This window comes from Flectobacillus major DSM 103 (assembly GCF_000427405.1).
Lineage (GTDB): Bacteria > Bacteroidota > Bacteroidia > Cytophagales > Spirosomataceae > Flectobacillus > Flectobacillus major.
In genome coordinates this window covers 909,356-930,008 of sequence record NZ_KE386491.1, presented here as the reverse complement: position 1 = coordinate 930,008, position 20,653 = coordinate 909,356, and the positions used below count along the sequence as shown (strand labels likewise).

Here is a 20,653-nt window from a genome sequence, read left to right as displayed (position 1 = left end):
AATATTCAAAAATTATTATAATCGAAATGTTGTACCAATACGGATATTAGAAATACCTATACTTCCTACTTCTAAACAAAAACCAACCCGCTCAGAAAAAAAATATCTTGTCCCTAAATAATAATCTAGTGAAATTCCATTCCTAAAATTATATCTATATCCTTGCAACTCATTATTCCACTTAAAATGCTGGAAACCAAGACCTCCACCTACATAATGATCTATATTTTCATTCTTTTGATGAAGAAGTTCACTTAAATGATAGGAGTATCTGATTGACATATTGAAGGCTTTATAATCCCAATTATCTCCGGGAAGAAAAGATGAAGGATATTTACCAAAGTTTGTATCCAAAAGAAAGGAAAGACTCTCTTTTGAACTTACAGGCCATTCATAAGAAAAACTAATAGGAATACTTCTATAATAAGAATTTAAACCTATTGTGGTACTTATATAAATATTCTCATCTGAAAATGCTTGCGCATATACCTTATTAGCTGAATACAAACTAATGCTTAAATAAAAGATCAATAAGTATATTGTTTTTTGCATTTTGATATTACATTTAAGTCTAATAACACCAATAGACTACGAAAAAAAGTCTATTTGAAAAATAAAGCCTATATTTTTCAAATAGTACTTCTAAAAGCTATTGTATTAGCTATTATCCTATTTATAAGTTTAGTCTTTTCAATACTCTTCTTTATAGATTATGAATTCTCCACCAAGTAGCCTCTATTGGGAAAAACCAAACTTCATATAAATTGGCATAATCATAATGCTGTATCAACCTCTCTAGCTCAGGTTTTCTTTTTTTCAATGTAGCTACATTAGGATCAAGCGAAACAACCCAAGCTGCAAATATAGGCTCTCTAACATATCGTTCTTCAAGTACTCTTCTTCGAACGGAGGTATGTAAAAAATCTAATTGTTTCATTCCTATGCTTACAGCAAAATCTGATGTCGTTTGCACTTCCCAAAATTTATTCATTTTTCGCCAATCTATATCATAAATAGTTGGGTCGTTCGGATAGTAATTATAAGCAATCTCCAAACTTTTCAGTGATTTAGTCGCACTGTTTTCTAAACCTTTACGAAATATTTCTTTTATTTCTGGATTATCTTCATTTTCCCAAAGAAGCCTTAAACACCCCATAGAAGGACTTTCATCCCAAGTTGAAAACTTACCAGAAGGATCATATTCTAATCCTTCTTCGATTACTTCCGCTCTACTTTTATTAAGTGTTCCGCCTCTTTGGAAAAGAAGTTTTATATACAAATCTTGCCAATAAGCATCTTTTGTAATCAAATACGCCGCTCTAACAGAAAAAATCAACCTAGAACAGTTATGGTCAAAGGTACCAAAACTACCTCTGAAGTTAAAAGGAGGTTCTGCTGGTAGGTTATATTTATTATCAATAATCGCTTGTGATACCGTTAATATTTTCGATTCAAATGCCTTTCGCTCACTTGGTGTTGGTAAATCTGTTTCAAGATAACGCCAAACACCATAATACCATCCTCCAGTTTGGTCATTAGAACCTAGTGGATAGTGTGAAACTCCATCCGATGTTACCCCTCTACCTATAAAGCCAACAACATTACTTAAAGATGCGGTTAACATCAATCCCCTAGCTATTGTTCTTACTTTTTCAGCATCTTTTTCACTTTTAGAGTTCTCCCATCTTTGAATAACTCCATCCATATAAAGTCCATTAAACATTGCTCCATTTTCGATTGGAGACCACCAACCTAAAGCATTTGGTTTAGACTCTAAACATTCTTCAGGTGTAGGCCAATAGACTTCACCTGATAAGGAAGTAAAATCAATTAATAAGCCAAACTTATTAACATAACGATTCCATATCTGACTATGAGCATTCTCTACAGCTTGTATAATTGGAGTTTTCTCAGCTAACAAAACTCCTTGCTTACAAGAAATAACAATAAATCCTAGGAACAAAAGTAAAGATCTTAACAAACTCTTTGCCCACATATCTATATATTTTGTTTTAAATTTTCAATACATCTAGCTAAACTATCACGCCAGTAAGGAATTTTAATATGCAACTTCTCTTTTATTTTTGATTTATCTAATACCGAATATGCTGGACGCAGTGCTTTAGTAGGATATTCACATGTTTTTAACGGTTTCAAGTACACTTCTTTACTGCTTAGTTCAAAAATTGCTTTTGCAAAATCAAACCATGATGCAACCCCTTCATTACTATAATGATATAAGCCATACTCTTTACTTTGATTAACAACAATATTGAGTATTACTTCTGCTAAATCTATAGCATATGTCGGAGAACCAATTTGGTCTATGATTACCCCTAACTCCTTGCGTTCATTACTCAAACGAATCATAGTCTTCACGAAATTACTAGCAAACTCAGAGTACAACCAACTTGTACGCAAAATAAAATGATGCTCTATGATTGTAGCAATAGCATGCTCTCCCTCCAATTTAGTAAGACCATATACATTAATTGGCTCAGTTAAATCTGTCTCATTTAACAAAGTAGGTACATTGCCTTTAAAAACAAAATCTGTAGAAATATGAATCAAGATAGTACCAAATTGCTTACAAACATGAGCCAAATTAGCAACACCATGATTATTTAATTCCCTTGATGAGGTTATTTCATCTTCTGCCTTGTCTACAGCGGTATAAGCAGCACAATTAATTATATAGCTTGGTTGATATGTCTTAAATAAAGAATCTAAAGACACTATATCTAAAATATTCCCCTGGTGTTTATCTAAATAAATTAGACCTTCAACTCCTAGGCTATTTGCTACCTTTCTAAGACATTGTCCTAACTGGCCTGTCCCTCCAAATACTAATATATTCATAAATTATAGTAATCGTATATGCACTAATAAAATCGCTTACCTGCTGCTAAAAAGGCCTTGACATCTTCTTTGGTAGGAAAGCTAAAATAGGTTTGTTCTTCATCAGGGTTAGGAATAAGTTCATAGCCTCCTGAATGAATCTTCTCTACGCATTCAATAATACTATCCATGCCTATCTGCTTGGTATCTGAAATCAATTGTTCTTGTGAACGATTCCCTATTTCTACTTTTTTCTGAACCAATATATCACCAGAATCGATACCCTCATCTACAAAGAATACCGACACACCTGTATATTTCTCATTGTATCTTAATACCCAAAAAGAGGGCATTAATCCTCTGTATTTAGGAAGTAATGCTGTGTGTAAATTAAGACAACCATGTGGAGCCAAATCTAATAAGGGTCTTTTAAAAATCTGATTTCCTCCAATCGAAACTAACAAATCAGGATTGTATGATTTAATTTTAGCCAAATTCTCAGCTCTATTAATATTTCCTTCAATTTCAACTAACGGAACACTATGCTTAGCTAAGACTCTTGCTACTGAGTTAATAGAATTAAATTTAGATAATGTAAATTTAATTCCATAATAAACGAAAAATTTTAGACCAAAAATATCATATGTCTTTTTCATTTTTTGAAGGAAAGACTCTCTTTTACCAAATGGTGATACTTCAAAGAGAACAGTAGCAACGATTTCCGAATGTTCTGGAAGGTTTTTAATGAGATAATCAATATTACGACCTAAATAAAATGGGTCATTTTGAGTTAATAGTACAATTCGCATATATTTTCTTTTCCCAAATTTACTAATTATCTCATTAAAATGAGAAATTTATAATGATAATGTAAATGTTTCGCTAAAATATCTTTCTCTGAAAATCTCTATGATTTGCCATTTTGAATAGCTCTTCCTTGGGTAATGATTTAAAATACTCGTAAGTAATCTTTAAACCTTCGGCTCTGCTTACTTTTGGTTCCCATCCCAAAATCTCTCTTGCTTTGGTAATATCTGGACGACGTTGTTTGGGGTCGTCGGTTGGCAAAGGTAACGAAATCAGTTTTTGGTTTGTACCTGTCAGTTTGATGATTTCTTCGCCAAATTCCTTGATGGTGATTTCATCTGGATTACCAATGTTGACTGGATAGGCGTAGTCGCTCAACAACAAACGATAAATCCCTTCTACCAAGTCGTCTACATAACAGAATGAACGTGTCTGCGAACCATCGCCAAACATCGTTAGGTCTTCGCCTCGCAATGCCTGACCAATAAAAGCTGGCAATACACGACCGTCGTTCAGACGCATCCTTGGGCCATAAGTGTTAAAGATACGTACAATGCGTGTTGCCAAACCATGATAAGTATGGTAGGCCATTGTCATTGCCTCCTGAAAACGCTTGGCTTCGTCATACACGCCTCGTGGCCCTACTGGATTTACATTTCCCCAGTATTCTTCTGTTTGTGGGTGTACATTGGGGTCGCCGTACACTTCCGAGGTCGATGCTATCAATACTCGGGCATTCTTTACCCTTGCCAAGCCCAAACAGTTATGAATACCCAAAGAACCTACTTTCAGGGTTTGAATGGGTATCTTCAAATAGTCGATGGGCGATGCAGGTGATGCAAAATGGAGGATATAGTCTAACTCGCCAGGTACATGGATGAATTTTGAGACATCGTGATGGTAAAATTCAAAATTAGGTAATTTAAAAAGGTGTTCGATATTCTTTAAATCACCCGTAATCAAGTTGTCCATGGCTATCACATGATAACCTTCTTTGATAAATCTATCGCAAAGGTGAGAGCCCAAAAAACCTGCTCCACCTGTAATTAATACTCGTTTCATATTTATTTAGATTTAGAGAATGAGCGATGTTTATCTATCCCTCATTCTCTCATTCACGATTATTTTACGGTATCTCGTCCAATTGAATAGTAGGTATAACCCAACTCTTTCACTTGCTCTAGTTCGTACAAATTGCGACCATCGAAAATTACCTTATTTTTCAACAATACATCCATAACCTCAAACTCTGGTGTACGGAATTGTGGCCATTCGGTCATAATCAACAACGCATCGGCATCTTTAATAGCCTCGTAAGGGCCTTTGGTATAAGTAATGCTATCGCCGATTACTCCCTTGACATTTTCCATAGCCTCAGGGTCAAATGCCTTGATGATTGCACCTTCTGCCAAAAGTTCTTTGATATTGTACAAAGCAGGTGCCTCACGAATATCGTCGGTATAGGGCTTAAAGGCCAACCCCCACATAGCAAAGACTTTCCCTTGCAAATCGCCTCCGAAATGCTCTTTGATACGTGGAATAAGCTTGGTCTTTTGGTCTTCGTTGACATTCATAACCGCCTTCAATATCTGAAAGTCGTAGCCTGAATCCTGAGAGGTTTTTTCTAACGCCTGAACATCTTTGGGAAAACAACTACCACCATAACCAATACCCGCAAACAAGAAACGCTTTCCGATACGAGAATCTGTACCTATACCACGACGAATATCGTCTACATTGGCTCCAACCTTTTCACAAAGGTTAGCAATCTCGTTCATAAAGGTGATTTTGGTAGCCAAAAACGCATTGGCAGCATATTTGGTCATTTCGGCCGAACGCTCATCCATAAAGATAATAGGGTTGCCCTGACGCACCAACGGAGCATATAGCTTGTTCATCACAGCCTTGGCTTTCTCTGAAGTTGTACCAATCACCACACGGTCGGGCTTCATAAAGTCCTCTACGGCTACACCCTCACGCAAAAACTCGGGGTTCGATACCACATCAAACAACTCCACTGAAGCATTTTTGGCAATAGCAGCATGTACTTTTTCGGCTGTACCCACAGGTACGGTACTCTTGTCGATAACCACCACGTATTGGTCCAAAATAGGCCCCAAGTCATTAGCAACCTTCAATATATATTTTAAGTCTGCTGAGCCATCTTCACCTGGAGGTGTTGGCAATGCCAAGAAAATCACCTTGGCATCTTGGATTCCCTCAGCTAAATTGGTCGTAAATTTTAATCTTCCTTCGGCGGTATTTCGGTTAAATAATACATCAAGACCTGGCTCATAAATTGGAATGATACCATTCTTCATCTTTTCGACCTTCTTTTCGTCGATGTCAACACAGGTGACTTGATTTCCTGTCTCGGCAAAACATGTCCCTGTTACAAGGCCCACATAGCCAGTTCCGATTACAGCAATTTTCATATAATATTAAGATTTTATTATAAATATTTTATCCGCTCTTTTTAGATAAGATTCTTACAAAATACAGTAATGTTTTAATACTGTATTTGTGATAACAACCTATATACGTATTACCTGTGTAAGTTCTATGATTGATAGCAAGATGGGTATTAGATTTAGAACAACTTATTACTAAATCTAAATAATTGGAGATTTATAGCAATTTGAATAAAATCAATTCCCAAAAAGGCGACACCAGAAAATTCTCATGAAGAATTGAGGAATACCAATCAAGTATCTATGGGCTAATCTTCTTGGCTCTAATATAAGACGATATAACCATTCTAAACCAAATTTTGTAACGAATCTAGGAGGGAGCTTTACAGAGCCGCTAATCCAGTCAAGAAATGCACCGCCTAATATAATAACCTTTGCGTTAAGCTTTTCTCTATTTTCAATAACCCACTTTTCTTGAATTGGCATCCCAAACCCTACAAGTAATATATCAGGACAAAATGTATTAATAATTTTCACAACTTCCTCATTCTCTTCATTCGTTTTATTAAAATACCCGTGATAACCATCAATAGATAATTTATATCCTTTTTCTTCAATCACTTCTATTGATTTTTCAACAACTCCAGGCTTCGCTCCTAATAAAAAAATAGAATAATGTTCAGTTTGACAAAAAGAAAAAAACTCCCATAACCATCTATTATAAGCAATCTGTGGAGGGATTTCTTGTCCAAGAAAATAGGCACCCATTTGCACCCCTTTCCCATCGCATAATACGATAGAACATGAATTTAGAAATTTGGCAAACCACTCCTCTTCATAAGCAATATTAGCTGAATAAATGTTTAAATAATCTACAACAGCTTTTTGCTTTGTTTCGATCAGTCTTTTAATTTCTCGGTGAAGTTCATCTACTGTTAAAAGATTAACCTTTGCTTTTAAAATTTGTATAGTTCTCATTTCTCTAGTTTAACTAGCTTATAAAATACATTCAGTATAATTTACAAAAACACACCTATATCTCAAACATACGATTCATAGTGTTTGAGATAGCCCTTTAACATTTCAGCCTTATGAAACTGCTGAAAGAAAACACTATTTTTTAATAATTCAGCATTTACTCTATAAGTCGATATATTTTGAGCTATCTGTCGAATGGCTTTAGCTAAACCAGATATATCCCCTGACTCAATCAAGATACCATTATCTTGTACAAGTGTCATTGACGACCCTACATTAGTAGCAATAATCGGAACGCCCAAAGAGGCTGCTTCTATAAATACATTAGGAAATCCTTCAAATATAGAGGATTGAACCAACACATCTGCAACACTCAATAAAGCATTCACATCTGTGCGATGCCCCAAAAATTGAACCTTATTTATAATATTATTTGCAATACACAAGTCTTTCAATTCATTTTCCAATGGGCCTTCTCCTACAAATAAAACTGTAAAATCAATATCTGAAATAGTTGCTAATGCCTCTATTAGCAATTTTTGATTTTTTTGAGAAGATAAACGCCCCAAACTTAGTATTGTAAATTTATCTGTAATCCTCAATGACTTTTTTATATTACTAACTTCATATTCTTCAATTCGACTTAAAAAGTCACCTCCCATATTGATAACTTTATTATCATGCTTTGGAAAAAATGGAAGATAATGAGCCTTTAAAACCTCAGATAGATAAATAATAGTTTTAGGCATCAAGAAATTGCTAATCCCATTATCAAGGTATATATTATCAAAATTAAAACAACTCTTTATTCCCAATAACTTCTCAGCTGCCACTAAATAAGGTAACGTAGCTCTTTTGTGTCCCTGTAAAAAAGTAATATTATTTTGTTTTAGAGACTTTAATATGCTAAATATATTTTTATACTTACGCGTCTCAACAATAATATGCTTCACTCTTTTATCCAATAAGGCCGCACTTTTACCATTAGGTGCAAATAAGAAAACCTCTTTAAAATGGTTCACATAGCTATTAGCAAAAAAGAGTACACGCTTCTCTTCCCCTCCAAAATCAAAGTCAGGAATAATTAACGCTATGGATTGAGTTGATAAATTTACCACCATTGATTATTATTAGATTGTATCAAAATCTTCAAAAATATATGGTCAAAGATTACTCCAAGACCTTCACCACTCGTGCAGGGTTTCCAGCAACGATAACTTTTTCAGGCACATCCTTTATAACAACAGCACCAGCAGCGATAATAGAATAGCTTCCAATATGTATATCTCCAATAATGACAGCATTTGCTCCAACTTCAACATAATCGCCAATGATAGGAGCACCTCCTCCTTTTCGTGCCTGCCCTATTGTTGTGTTATGCCTCACGGTAAAATAGTCTCCAATAATACAATCATCATGAATAATTAAAGAATGCCCATGATAAACAGCACACCCCTTTCCAATTTTAGTTGTATCGGGTATATCTGTTCCTAAGAGCCATCTAAAGCAAATTTTATAAAAAGCTCTAAAAGGAAATCCCAGATATCTAAAAAACTTACCTTTGCTTTGAATCGCATTGGATATTCTAAAACAAATAATAAAAAATGCACCTTTAAAGTTGCCTTTGTTGACGAGTAAATCCTCTTTATATAACATTGATTTTTTTTTTATGAATTATTATAAATCAATTCATTATTTCAATAATATTTTAAGAAACCTTGCTCTGATGTTACGAATTGTGAATTTTGATAATAAAATTCTAAAATGTTTAGTAAAAAAATATAAACAATACATCCTTTGAGATATAGAACCTTTAAACAAATAGTTTCCCATAATCAAAATTATACGTTGATTATACCACTCAGTAATTTCTTTAAAGGCTGACATTTCATTGTATACATTATATTTTGAAAAAAACGCAACTTTAATATTTTCAAAAATTTGTATTGTTTTTTTCAATTCTAAAATATCTATGTCTATAAAATTTCGATTAAGAATACTCAAATAAGAGATAGGAATATCTATTGAGGTCAAATAATATATCATTTCTTTTGACAAAATCGCATGATTTTTTGCTTGCAAATCTCGATTAGATGATGAAACACCTTCTGGATTTAATCGATAAAGGAATAACCGCTCATCAATGCTCCTCATTTTAACTTCTTCCTTAAGCATTCTTATCCATAAATCATAATCTTCAACATGTAGGCTTTCAGGTTCATCACGAAACATATATTTTTTCAGAACTGATGAGCGAAACATTGCAGACGGGTGACAAATTGGCGGGTTAAACATAGAAATGAACTTTGCAACTAAATGACTAGTATATATTACGTCTGAAATAGACCCAAGTTCAACGCCTTTGTGATTAATTAGATAAGGATTGACACCTATGACATCTAAATTTGGATTATCAATTAATAACGTAGCTTGCATATGTATTCTGCTACTCAGAGATAAGTCATCAGAATCCATTCTAGCAATATACTCTCCTGTAGCATTGGCAATGCCAACATTTAATGTTTTTATTAGCTTTAGATTTGATTTATTATGGATAACCATAATTCTAGGATCAACTTCACTCAACCTATCAAGAATGAGACCTGTTTTATCATTAGAACAATCATTAATACAAATGATCTGAAGATTAGAATAAGATTGCGACCGAATAGAATTGACGGCAGATTCCACAAAATGCTCAGCATTATAACACGGAATAATAACAGAAATTAATGGAAAAGTTCGGTTCATCTAAGCTAATTAATTGATTTATTAAAGAATTCAAGGAAAGACTCTTTTGAAAAATGTCTAGCTTTATTTGAAGCATTGTGTTGCATAGACTCCAATAGATGTCTATCGCCATCAAGCTTTCTAATCGCATTGACAAAACTCGAAACATCATTACAAAAGAAACTATCATTTTCAGAACAATAATCACGAATAGATCCCACATCTGATACCACTTGAACTAATCCAACAGCTAAACTCGTTGTAATAACATTACTTCCAATTGTATCATGTAACACTGATAATCCTACTTGAGAGCTTTGCATTAAGCGAAGTAATTCCTCCTCTTCAAGAAATCCAAACACCCTAACATTATCAAAATCAGCAAATAATTGGCTATTATTTGACTTACCCATACAAACATAAAAGTCAACATCTGGGCAATGTTTTATGATATCTACTAACGTTTTAAAATTACGCTTTAAACTTCCCATACAAATTACCTTGAGTCTCGACATAGAGTCTTCCGATTTTCCTATATCAACGCTTCTATAATAGTCTGTATCAACGTAATGAAATGTTGTAACTATTTCGTTAGAATAGCCTATTCTTTTAATAAAGTTACTCAAGCTAGAACCTAATGTGTAAACTTGATCAGCCAGTGTTAGTTTCTGTAAAATGACTGTTTCACTATTATAAAGCTCTAGTAAATTATCGCCAGATAAATGAACAAGCACGCTGACATGATTACTTAACCCCAGAATCCTCATGATTTTCAGTGATAAATCTTGATAGGCAAAGCCTTTACTCAGATACTCAAAAAAGAACACCTTATCCGTCTTTCTTAAAATAATAAATAAATAAAAAGGTAAGAAAAATGCAAAGAGCCTAGCAAGTAACCGTCCAAACTTAAATTCTTGATTAGGGTTTTTGATAAGCCTTACTCTTTCATTTTTACTATTAATATATCTGGACAAATAAGCCATTCCGGCATGATTTCCTGATGTGTTTTTAAAATCATAGTATATTATATACACTCGTTCCATATTAATATTTTATAGAATTTTATTTTTTAACTTTGAGGAAAAATATATTACAAATAGAAATAAAGGTAATATACTTGGTGACAGCGGAGCCCATCCTGTTAATCCATATAAAAAAAATGAAATAACAACCCCTATAGTCCAAAGTGGGAATAACATATTCTTCCCAGCATTAACAGCTCTTTGTGCATTGACAATATTTAGCACTACATATATTATCCATACAAGGAAACCGAGCAATCCTTGTTCTACTAATATTATGAGATGAATATTATGTATTGGATTTTGCCAGAAAAAACTAGGAATACTTCCATTATCAAAAAGTAGCATATTTTTTGCTATGTACTCTAAATGAGAATTTATCCCCACTCCAATCAAAGGATGTAATGTAAATAGTTTAAATCCAAGAGTCCAGTGAATTAGCCTTGCATCAAACATTTCATTACTATCACTTTTTAAGAATATATCACTTAATGGTGAATAATAGACAACCCATACTAAAACAAGAACCAATGGTAAAACAAATCGTAAAAGATTCTTCAAGGAAAAGAGGTTAAAACGTCTATTTGAGCCTATGAAATAAACTGTAAACATGGCTACGATATAAGTCAAATAAGAAGTCCTTGAATAAGTTAAAAAAAGAGTTCCCGTATTTATTAAAATAAAAAATACACTCATCCGTTTTTTTAAGCCACAACAATAACATGAAAGTAAAAATGTACTTGTCATCATTGTATAAAGAGCTAAATTCCCTGGGTGACTAAAAATTCCAACAGCACCGGGCCTCGTTCCATCTCTTGTAGACCAAATCCCCCCTTCATTATGAAAAATATCTGTAACCTCCTTTATATTCAATAGGGGAAACATTATGGCAAGAAAGAATTGAAGGATTGATAACAGTGCAATTCCATCATATATACCTTTAAAAATTTGGTTCGCAGAAAGATTATCAATGATGAGCTTGAATAAAACAAAATATGAAAAAATAAAGTATACAAAAACTAAAGTTGCCCCTCTTAACTGATTCTCTGGATTTATTAGCGATATTATAGCAAGAAGTATAATTGCTAACTCTAGCTTATTATCTTGATAATTAAAACTGATACTTCGTCTTTTAAAAAATAAAAGTGAAGTGAAATATAAAATTAGAGGTGTATTCAAAAAAAATACAGTAGAAAGAGTTCCACTAGGACTCTCTGATTTTACCTTATACAATTCAAATGATATAACCAGAGGAACAGAAATAATAAATAAACTCACAAGTAATGGTTTAAAATCTCTATCACGCTGATGAGTTATCTTAATAGCGAGTAAAAGAAATATAAGTATTATAAAAATTAATTTATTCATTTCATTCTTTTAAATTACAGCATTTTATTTAAGTCCCCCTATAGATGCTTAATCATCTAGCCTAAATAGTAATGCCTCTTGTAAAAATTTCATTGATTTATATCTTTCTGATTCTAATATCGCATTGACAGCTTGATAATCTATTTCTTTACCATTAAATTCCTCACCCTCAAATAACAACCTATCGAGTAATCCAAACTTTCTCAATAAGCTTTCCATCCTAGCTACCCCACGCTTTCTATTAGCAATACAGATAAACTGCTTATTAAATATGATTGAAAAAACGACTCCATGAAATGAGTCTGCTACAACAAACTGAGAATTGTATATACTTGATAACCAATGATAAAAAGAAGGATAACGAAATTTTGATGTTGGAATAAAGTCACTTGATAAGTTAAAAACTTTTTCACTTTCTCGATATATGTTAACTTTTTCTAGTTGTAGGGTCTTACTTAATGTATTAATAAAACCTATTTTGTTGCTATCAAAATCTAACAAATAATATGCTAAAAAAGGTGAGTCTGCAAGTTGTTCTGGTAGCTTAAAAAGCTTGACATAATCACTCCCTTTTAATAATAATGTAGGGTCTAATACATGTTGAGCTTCAATATTAAAAACTGTACTACAAATATCTACTGCAGAATCTTCTCTTACCGACACTGCACTAAAAGTCTTTAATAACTCTTTTACTCGAGTAACGTCAGCATCAGAGCCTTCAAATTGATCTGTACCAAAACTTGCTGCATAAGAAACCTTCAATGTTTTTTCACCCACAAAATCAAGAAACATATTAAATCCTAAACCTTCTTCTTTAGTATATGCAAGCCGCCACACCTGATCACTCCCTACGATTACTGCAAAGAATTCATCTTTGTATTTCAGTATCTCATCATGAGTTCTAATAACCTGTGTTCTGTTATGAATATATTTTTTTTTAAAATCAGAAAAAGAGGTATTCAAATACGAATGTATTGAGCTCGTTAAAAAAATCTTTATTCTTTTTGATAAGCTCAAATGCTTAGTTGGAACCCGATCTATAATGACAGGAGTGAAGCCTAACTTCTCTAGCATTTGGGATAATGCAAATACCTGCAAAAAACCTCCATAATTATTTGCAAATTGCAATGTAAGAATACCAACTTTTTTACTCATAACTTAATTTATTATAAACGTACCAATTTATTTATCTCTATTATTATCATTAAAAATTCTTACTTAAAAACTTACTCTTTAAATTAACAAAGAGATTGCTCAAGTACATTTTTTCTTGTTTAGATAGTCCAAAGAAATATACAGCTATTAAAAGGGAAGCAACTGTAAAGATATACGTAGTAAAAACTCTATAAGGCAATAATACCGATTGATTTATTAGAAATAATATCAGTACGGTTACTATTAATGGAATTGATAATGGTTTCAGCACTTTATCATAATAATCCTTGTAATTTGAACCTGAATAAAGTCTGAAAAAAAACAACCTTAGTCCACAAGCTATAATTTCAATCATAATAAAGCCTATAAACACATTATAAGCAGGAAGGCCACTTGCTAAAATCCAAAAGCTAATTGGTACATTGAGTAGTATTAAACTTCCAACAAAAATTTGGTAAAGTTTTATTTTACCTGTCGCCTGTAATCCTGATTGAATACCTGTTGTTAATTGATTTACTAAGACTAGTACTAATATTAGCTGGCAAAAGACTACCGTATTCTCTGGAATATTTTTCAACCATGTTTTCAATAAAAACTCCATCTCAAATATTGTAGGTAAACAAATTGCTGACATTAATAGAAAGCTATATTTACATGACACTAAAGTTAATTGTATCATTTCACGTCTATTTCCACTACCTTCTTGTTTCATGATCTGAGGATTTATCACTTGCATAAATGTAGATGCAAAGAAATTGAATTGTGCTGAGACCTGATTAGAAATTGCATATGAGGAATTAATAATAGTTCCATAAAATACATTCAAAATAATTGCTACACCTTGTGTACGTCCAAGAAAGCATAAAGCTCCAAATAAGTTCCAACCTGCAAAAGAAGTCAGCGATTTTAGAATTGACGTCTTAACGCTAAAATAGTGAAATATCTTCTGTGCTTCTGTATATGACTTGAAACAATAAATAAAATAAAGTAAAAAGCTTATTACCGAAATAGATGCTGTAAGTATTCCATAATATGTTAGCTTATCCATTGTTACCCAACTTACAGAAAATGCAATAGTAAGTTTTAACACAGATTCTAAAACATTTACAATGGCAATCATCGTAAAATTCTCATAGGCATTCAACAGTGCAGTAAAAGGAACAATCACAATTGTAAAAAAAACGGTAGCACTCATAAAGTGAAACAGTCTTTTAGCTACCAAAAATCTATCTACTGGAATTTTTAACACAAACTCAAATAGAAATATCCCGATAAACTCCAGTGACGAAACAACCAATAATCCGATTATAATATGTAAAAAAAAGCTATTTATAAAGATATCAGATTGGGTCTTAATATCTCCATTACCTTTATAAAATGATAAATACCTTTGTGTTGAAACAGACATTGCAGAATTAAGAAATGATAACATAGCGACTATACCTGCCACAAGATTATAAATACCGTAATCAAGGGAACCAAGAGAGCTCAAAACAATTCTCGTCGAATACAAAGAAACTCCCATCGTAAATACCATTCGCGAGTAATTTATTATAGTATTCTTAAATAAAAATTTAGAAGAATTCATTATAATTTAAGTATCAGAATAATATATAGTATATTTAATAGTAGTAGTTTTTATATATTAAATATAAAAACTACTACTACACTACTCTTATTTTTTCACATCTTCATAATAACCATAGCCGTAACCATAGCCATAGCCATAGCCATAACCATAACCTTTTTCAGTGTAGTTAACGCCATTAAAAACAATATTTAGGCCTTTTAACTTATCATTCCTACGCAAGTCTTCAACTATTTGTAACTGTCCTTTAAAAGTATAATTCTGACGCACCAAATAAAGAGAAATATCAGCCGTCCTTCCTATTATTATAGAATCTGTAACTAATCCGATTGGAGGTGTATCCAGAATTACATAATCAAACTGCTTTTTAAGATTCTCTATTAATTGGCTAAACTTAGGCATAGATAATAACTCTGTGGGATTAGGAGGTATTGGTCCACAGCTTATTACGTATAGCCCATGATGAATATCAGTTGTCTTGATTATTTCAGACTCACTAAGTTCATTTATTAAAAAGTTAGTTATCCCTTTTTCCCTCGAAATTCCTAAGTATTCTGATATTTTAGGTTTCCTTAAATCCAACTCAAGAATGATTACTTTTTTATTTTGAACTGCTAAGCTATATGCTAAATTCAAACCAACAAAACTCTTCCCTTCTCCACTTGAGGATGAGGTTAATAATACGACTTTGTGTTCGTTAACGTCTCCTCCCATGAATTGTAAATTAGTTCTAAACATTCTAAACTGTTCAGAAATAATACTTTTACCAGACATATCAACAACAGAATCAATGCCTTTTGGTTTCATTCCTATCTCAGATAAAATAGGAACCAACGTGTTTTCCTCAATGTCGCTTCTACTTTTTACTTTGTTGTTGAGTAGATAAATTAAGTTAATTAGACCTATAGGAAAAGCAATTCCAAAGATAAATGCTAAAATAAGTACAATCTGTTTCTTTGGTTTTACAGGTATCCCATTAACATGTGGAGAATCTATAATTCTACTATCAGATACTGAGGCAGCATACGAAAGAGCTGTCTCTTCTCGTTTTTGTAAAAGTAAAATATATAGACTTTCTTTTATTGCCTGCTGACGTTTTATACCTAAAAACTCTCTCTCTTTTTTAGGTATTCCTTGAATTGAACTCTCGATTTTATTATTTATTTTCTTAAGAGAATTGAGTGTCGATAATAAATTATTTTTTTGATTTTGAATATTTTCATGAATAGATTCCTTAGTTGTTTCAATTTGAGCAAGAATCGTTTGAAATGTGGGGTTATTAGGTTGTAGAGTTCTTGACATTTTTTCCCTTTGAAGCTCAAGCTCATTCAACTTAGATACGAGTCCAACTAATAGTGGATCAGAAGTAAGTGATGATGCTGGGGCTACAATATGTGTAGACTGGCTAATATAATTTTCTATATTATCCAGTACTTTAAGTTGAATATTAACTTCATTTAATTTTGTATCATTCTCTTTAACCTTATCTAAGAAAAGTGATGATTCAGCTGTTAAATCCGTAAATCCTTTTGACATTTTGTATCCTTCAACATCTCGCTCTACATCTATTAATTCTCCTGTTATTAGCTTTAACCTATCTTCAATAAACTGCAGAGTCATAGATGCTTCTTTATTTTTGTCTTCAAGAGAAGATTCAGTATAAACATCTAATAACCTACTAAGAATTGCTTTCCCTTTCTCTTTGGATGTTTCTTGATAACTAATATTTAACACAGTAGCCTTTTGATTAGCTAATGAGACATCTAATGTTTTAAGCATCATATCGACAACCACATCTACATCCGACAAAGTAACTTTTGTTAGTTCACTCGATAATGCAACTGTCTTATTCAAAAATACACGCACTTTTCCTGCAGGAATAGTCACTACTTCTCCAAACTTATAAGTCTTAAAGTTCTCTTCAGTAGTAAATTTCATCATAAAATGGCCAAGATCTTTCACTTGAATCATCAATGGTTCATTTTTCGATGCCTTGTTAAAACTTTCAATTTTAACTATTACAGGAGTATTTGAAAAAAGTTGAGTGGCCCGGTTATAAGTATTAGGTTGATAGTATGAAACCGTTAAGTTTAAATCCTTAACCACTCGCTCCATTAATGTTCTAGATTTTAATACTTCTATTTCATTTTCTACCAACTTATTCCCCCCAAACATCTCTAATTCCTTCATGATATCATTACCTCCACCAATTCCTTTCTTTTCATCCTTAATAAGTAGAACTGCTTTAGCCTCATATGTTGGTCTGGTATACCATAAATAGAAGAATGCACAAAACAAGCTTATACATATAAATATTAGAAAGAGATACCAATATCGATAGTATCTGCTTAAAATAAGCCTAAGATCTACACTTTCATTAGCATCATCAATAGCAATATTTTCTTTTAAATTATTGGACATAGTATTGTACTGTTAAAATTTAAAGTTTAATTCCTTAGATTTAGAATCAAAATTCCAAGCGCAGAGACAATCCCTGTAAAAATTGGAACTAACTGATAGTTTTGGTCAGTAGCTGTAGCCTTGGTTTTCAAAGGTTCTACGTATAATACATCATTTGGCCTAATATAGTAATAATCAGAATCCAAAAATTCTCTCTTAGTCAGATTCACTCTCACCATCTCTCTTTTACCATCCAAACTTTCTCGTATAAGAAGTATATTTTCGCGCCTACCAAATATAGTTAAGTCTCCTGCCATACTAAGAGCCTCTAAAATAGTAGTTCTATCTTCTACCATATTATAAACTGCAGGACGATTCACTTCTCCAAGCACAGAAAACTTGTGATTCAATATCCTTACACTTACAGTAGGCTCTTTCAAGTAATTTTTAAGTCTCAATCCAATTGAATCAGATGCTGCACTTAAAGTCAAGTCCTTTAATAAAATCTTCCCAATAAGTGGCATATTTACAAACCCCGCTGAATCTACTAAATATCCTAGAGGTTGGCTTTTCCCTAGTCCTTGTGAATTTGAAAAATTACTAATTGATAAATTACTTAGATTCATGAAATTAAATGTCACATTAGATTCAGCATCTAAACTAACAACCATAATTGAAACTAAATCTCCAGAATTAATTGTTTGAGGCTTCATCTTAGGTACGAAAGAAGATAGATACTTACTGGTATCTCCCTGCATATAGATGATTTTTTTGGTTTGTACACATGATGTCATTAGAGATAGACTCACAAAGCCTATCAATAAAATCAGTGGAATAAAGCGTTTTAGAGCCGATGTATTCATTAATTTCATTGAGATAATTGAATTGTGTAATATTCTGTTAATAGCAAAACTAAAATCCATAATTAAAACCTAATGTAAATGTATTCCTATAATAATTATTTTTTAAAATCGTATCCGAAGAGTTTTTCCTCGCTCTATATGACAATCTAACAAATAAATCATGGATAATTTCATAGTTAGTTTCAAGTCCCCACTCCTCAAATTTTCTTACATCACCAAACAAAAAAGGAGTTGCTCGCTCATACTGTTGTTGATAGCCTGTTCCTTTATCACCTTTCCTAACATATTGATAGATAAATTTAAAATTCCAACCTCTTTTTATTCTCCACAGTATATCCATATATAATTGGTCAGAATTGGTACCAGTCCAATACCCTAAATTATACCCTCCATTAGCATAAGTTTGAGCAGGAACGTAATTTTCATACGCGAATGGTCTTATTTTGGCATATTCCAAAGTCATTGATACATTTTTTACAGGAAAATCGGCAACACTCATCCCTAACTGATAGGCGGTTTGGTTTCTTGTATTAGAAGAATCTCCCGCAACACCGCTTAAACGAATTTCGTCAATAAAATAACTAAAATATAAATGTGTTTTCTTTATATGATTTCGTGAACTTACTTGAAAATACAGCTGGGTATTTGAAGTTGAGTTATTCCGATTTCCTCCTAAGTAGTGGTCTGTACCAATAAACATCATCAAAGGCACTAAATATGTAGGAGAATAATTACTGTTATTATAAATGACCGACTCTCCAATCATGACCGACAAACCTTTCATTGGTTTCATAGTTAAAGTATGTGCTGCCAAGTATTTGGCTCTATAGTTATACTGATTCCATTTAGGAATAGTCGTTGGATAAATACTTGTTGAATCTACTATATCAGAATTGAGCCAAGCATGAGTATATGAGAACTGTAACCAGTTTACAGGATGCAAAACAAGCTTGAAGTTAGGACTTGAGGGGGCTTTTTCAGAAATAAAAATTTTACCTGCTGTACCATATCCAATTGGTAAGTAAGTCTTCCCAAAAGAGGCATATCCCCATTTCCATTGAGCCGTTATTTGTGCATTAACCTCATTATACTTAAAGGTATTCTTATCCCATCTTATACCTATTCGGCCTGTTTCTGGACTAAATTCTCGTTTATAGTCTGTTGAGTCCAAATCACCCGTAAGAACATGGTCTCTAAAATCCACCGAAAAACCTATATGCTTACCAATATAACCATAAGCCCAAAAGCCTTTATTGAAGTTAGAAGTAGAAAACTTGCCAGAAGAACTACTTTCATATCCAACAATTGGCTGTATGTTAACAGCAAAGCCTTTGTCTTGATAGGCTGCCCAACGAAATCTATCCCCAATTTTTGTTTGGAATACACTTTTATATTCCCCCTCAAACCCTGATTTGGGGTCTTGTCGCCACCAAAGGGTATATTCTTTCAGATAAAAGGCTAACTCTTCTCGTTCTAATGGTGTTAGTTCGGTCATTTTACTAGAAAGCTCATCCAACTTGCCATAGATATAGTCTTTGGACAAAGGCAATACAACATCGTCTAAGTCTATTACCCCTTTTTGTGCCAAACGAGATAGATATGGATAGACTGTATGGTATGTTGGCTCAAACACAACTTGCGTGTAAGCACACCAGCTTGTACTTAATAATATTATAAGAAAGGCAATTTTTCTATGTATCTGCATACTTAAGTCTATTCATACCAACTCTCTAGGAGTCTACGGTTGTATTTACAGTCTATAAATAATTCAATCATCCAAAGTCTATTTTCTCTCAGATATTCATGATTGACATATCATAAGCTTCAGTGGAGATTGTGATAGTTATTTTTTAATAACTACAACTGAGGATTTTTAACGATTAATGTAATTATCTCTTTTAGATAATTATTACCATATTTTATAGTGGATAGTACTTATACAAGTATGTGTCTATATGATGATTGCAAGAAGAAGTCCAAGTTATAACATCTTGGTTTTATTATATTTTCAACAAGAAGGCATTTCGATTTTTCTGCACTAAATAGGAAGAGAAACTAGCTTTTTTCATAAGTAATCACTGTTGTAATATTACAATAAATTATTTGTATGGGCAAGTCAAATCAAAATAAAATATAATTTATGTGTTCTTAAACCGTATATTATTTCGATTCTGAAAACAAATTTAACACTATCATTTGTAAATATTCTAAGGTTATACCCCCTAATTTATTAAACGGTAGTTTGTTTAGTAAAAAACAATAATTAATGTTTGTTTTGTACAAAAAAACAATTTGGTTTGATAACTGACTTTTATTCGACATCCAGAAATCAGCAGTACAACCTCTAAAATCTTCAATCATGAAAAAAGCCAATTACAAAGAAATAAGAAAATTACTGATCAAACAATTTTCTTTTGATTAGTTTTGTCATTCTTTAATAAGTAGTAATAGTACAATAGGCTTAGGTATAAAAGCACGAGGCTAAACTTGATT

Annotated in this window: 17 protein-coding genes; all 17 read right to left on the bottom strand. The window is 32.6% G+C overall.

Annotated features, from left to right (window positions below; all coding sequences use genetic code 11):
* Positions 1 to 15: 15 nt before the first annotated feature.
* The 17 genes from FLEMA_RS75925 to FLEMA_RS0105585 all read right to left on the bottom strand — a co-directional run bounded on the left by FLEMA_RS75925 (position 16) and on the right by FLEMA_RS0105585 (position 19,865).
* Complete coding sequence (locus FLEMA_RS75925) at positions 16 to 552, bottom strand: hypothetical protein (protein WP_052353972.1); 537 nt, start codon at positions 550 to 552, stop codon at positions 16 to 18.
* A 151-nt stretch (positions 553 to 703) separates the two neighbouring features.
* On the bottom strand, positions 704 to 1,996 hold the full coding sequence (locus tag FLEMA_RS0105660; protein WP_026994629.1) for a hypothetical protein: 1,293 nt from the start codon (positions 1,994 to 1,996) through the stop codon (positions 704 to 706).
* Between the two features lie 2 nt (positions 1,997 to 1,998).
* A complete protein-coding gene (gene rfbD / locus FLEMA_RS0105655; RefSeq protein ID WP_026994628.1) occupies positions 1,999 to 2,859 on the bottom strand; it encodes a dTDP-4-dehydrorhamnose reductase in 861 nt (286 codons plus the stop codon).
* Positions 2,860 to 2,882: 23 nt separating this feature from the next.
* A complete protein-coding gene (locus tag FLEMA_RS0105650; protein WP_026994627.1) occupies positions 2,883 to 3,647 on the bottom strand; it encodes a methionyl-tRNA formyltransferase in 765 nt (254 codons plus the stop codon).
* Between the two features lie 73 nt (positions 3,648 to 3,720).
* Positions 3,721 to 4,707 (bottom strand): UDP-glucuronic acid decarboxylase family protein, encoded by a 987-nt coding sequence (locus FLEMA_RS0105645; RefSeq protein WP_026994626.1) that lies wholly within the window; start codon positions 4,705 to 4,707, stop codon positions 3,721 to 3,723.
* 59 nt (positions 4,708 to 4,766) lie between these two features.
* Positions 4,767 to 6,080, bottom strand: a complete 1,314-nt coding sequence (locus tag FLEMA_RS0105640) for a UDP-glucose dehydrogenase family protein (protein WP_026994625.1) — start codon at positions 6,078 to 6,080, stop codon at positions 4,767 to 4,769.
* A gap of 213 nt (positions 6,081 to 6,293) precedes the next feature.
* The gene (locus FLEMA_RS0105635; protein ID WP_026994624.1) at positions 6,294 to 7,034 is read right to left on the bottom strand and encodes a WecB/TagA/CpsF family glycosyltransferase; all 741 of its coding nucleotides are present in this window, start codon (positions 7,032 to 7,034) and stop codon (positions 6,294 to 6,296) included.
* A 62-nt stretch (positions 7,035 to 7,096) separates the two neighbouring features.
* The gene (locus FLEMA_RS0105630) at positions 7,097 to 8,155 is read right to left on the bottom strand and encodes a glycosyltransferase family 4 protein (RefSeq protein ID WP_026994623.1); all 1,059 of its coding nucleotides are present in this window, start codon (positions 8,153 to 8,155) and stop codon (positions 7,097 to 7,099) included.
* A 49-nt stretch (positions 8,156 to 8,204) separates the two neighbouring features.
* Positions 8,205 to 8,690 carry a serine O-acetyltransferase gene (locus tag FLEMA_RS0105625; protein ID WP_026994622.1) on the bottom strand — a complete coding sequence of 162 codons (486 nt, stop codon included), beginning with the start codon at positions 8,688 to 8,690 and terminating at the stop codon, positions 8,205 to 8,207.
* 36 nt (positions 8,691 to 8,726) lie between these two features.
* Positions 8,727 to 9,785: a glycosyltransferase family 2 protein gene (locus FLEMA_RS75920; RefSeq protein ID WP_052353971.1), complete on the bottom strand. Its 1,059-nt coding sequence runs from the start codon at positions 9,783 to 9,785 to the stop codon at positions 8,727 to 8,729.
* A gap of 5 nt (positions 9,786 to 9,790) precedes the next feature.
* Positions 9,791 to 10,807, bottom strand: coding sequence for a glycosyltransferase (locus FLEMA_RS0105615; RefSeq protein ID WP_026994621.1), 1,017 nt, complete (start codon positions 10,805 to 10,807; stop codon positions 9,791 to 9,793).
* Between the two features lie 9 nt (positions 10,808 to 10,816).
* Positions 10,817 to 12,154 (bottom strand): O-antigen ligase family protein, encoded by a 1,338-nt coding sequence (locus tag FLEMA_RS0105610; protein ID WP_026994620.1) that lies wholly within the window; start codon positions 12,152 to 12,154, stop codon positions 10,817 to 10,819.
* 48 nt (positions 12,155 to 12,202) lie between these two features.
* Positions 12,203 to 13,309, bottom strand: a complete 1,107-nt coding sequence (locus FLEMA_RS0105605) for a polysaccharide pyruvyl transferase family protein (protein WP_026994619.1) — start codon at positions 13,307 to 13,309, stop codon at positions 12,203 to 12,205.
* 49 nt (positions 13,310 to 13,358) lie between these two features.
* Positions 13,359 to 14,897 carry an MATE family efflux transporter gene (locus FLEMA_RS0105600; protein ID WP_044170888.1) on the bottom strand — a complete coding sequence of 513 codons (1,539 nt, stop codon included), beginning with the start codon at positions 14,895 to 14,897 and terminating at the stop codon, positions 13,359 to 13,361.
* 87 nt (positions 14,898 to 14,984) lie between these two features.
* The gene (locus FLEMA_RS0105595; RefSeq protein WP_044170885.1) at positions 14,985 to 17,318 is read right to left on the bottom strand and encodes a GumC family protein; all 2,334 of its coding nucleotides are present in this window, start codon (positions 17,316 to 17,318) and stop codon (positions 14,985 to 14,987) included.
* A gap of 26 nt (positions 17,319 to 17,344) precedes the next feature.
* Positions 17,345 to 18,220, bottom strand: a complete 876-nt coding sequence (locus tag FLEMA_RS0105590) for a polysaccharide biosynthesis/export family protein (RefSeq protein ID WP_052353969.1) — start codon at positions 18,218 to 18,220, stop codon at positions 17,345 to 17,347.
* Complete coding sequence (locus tag FLEMA_RS0105585; RefSeq protein WP_044170883.1) at positions 18,210 to 19,865, bottom strand: hypothetical protein; 1,656 nt, start codon at positions 19,863 to 19,865, stop codon at positions 18,210 to 18,212. Before FLEMA_RS0105585 ends, FLEMA_RS0105590 begins: the two co-directional genes overlap by 11 nt.
* Positions 19,866 to 20,653: the final 788 nt, after the last annotated feature.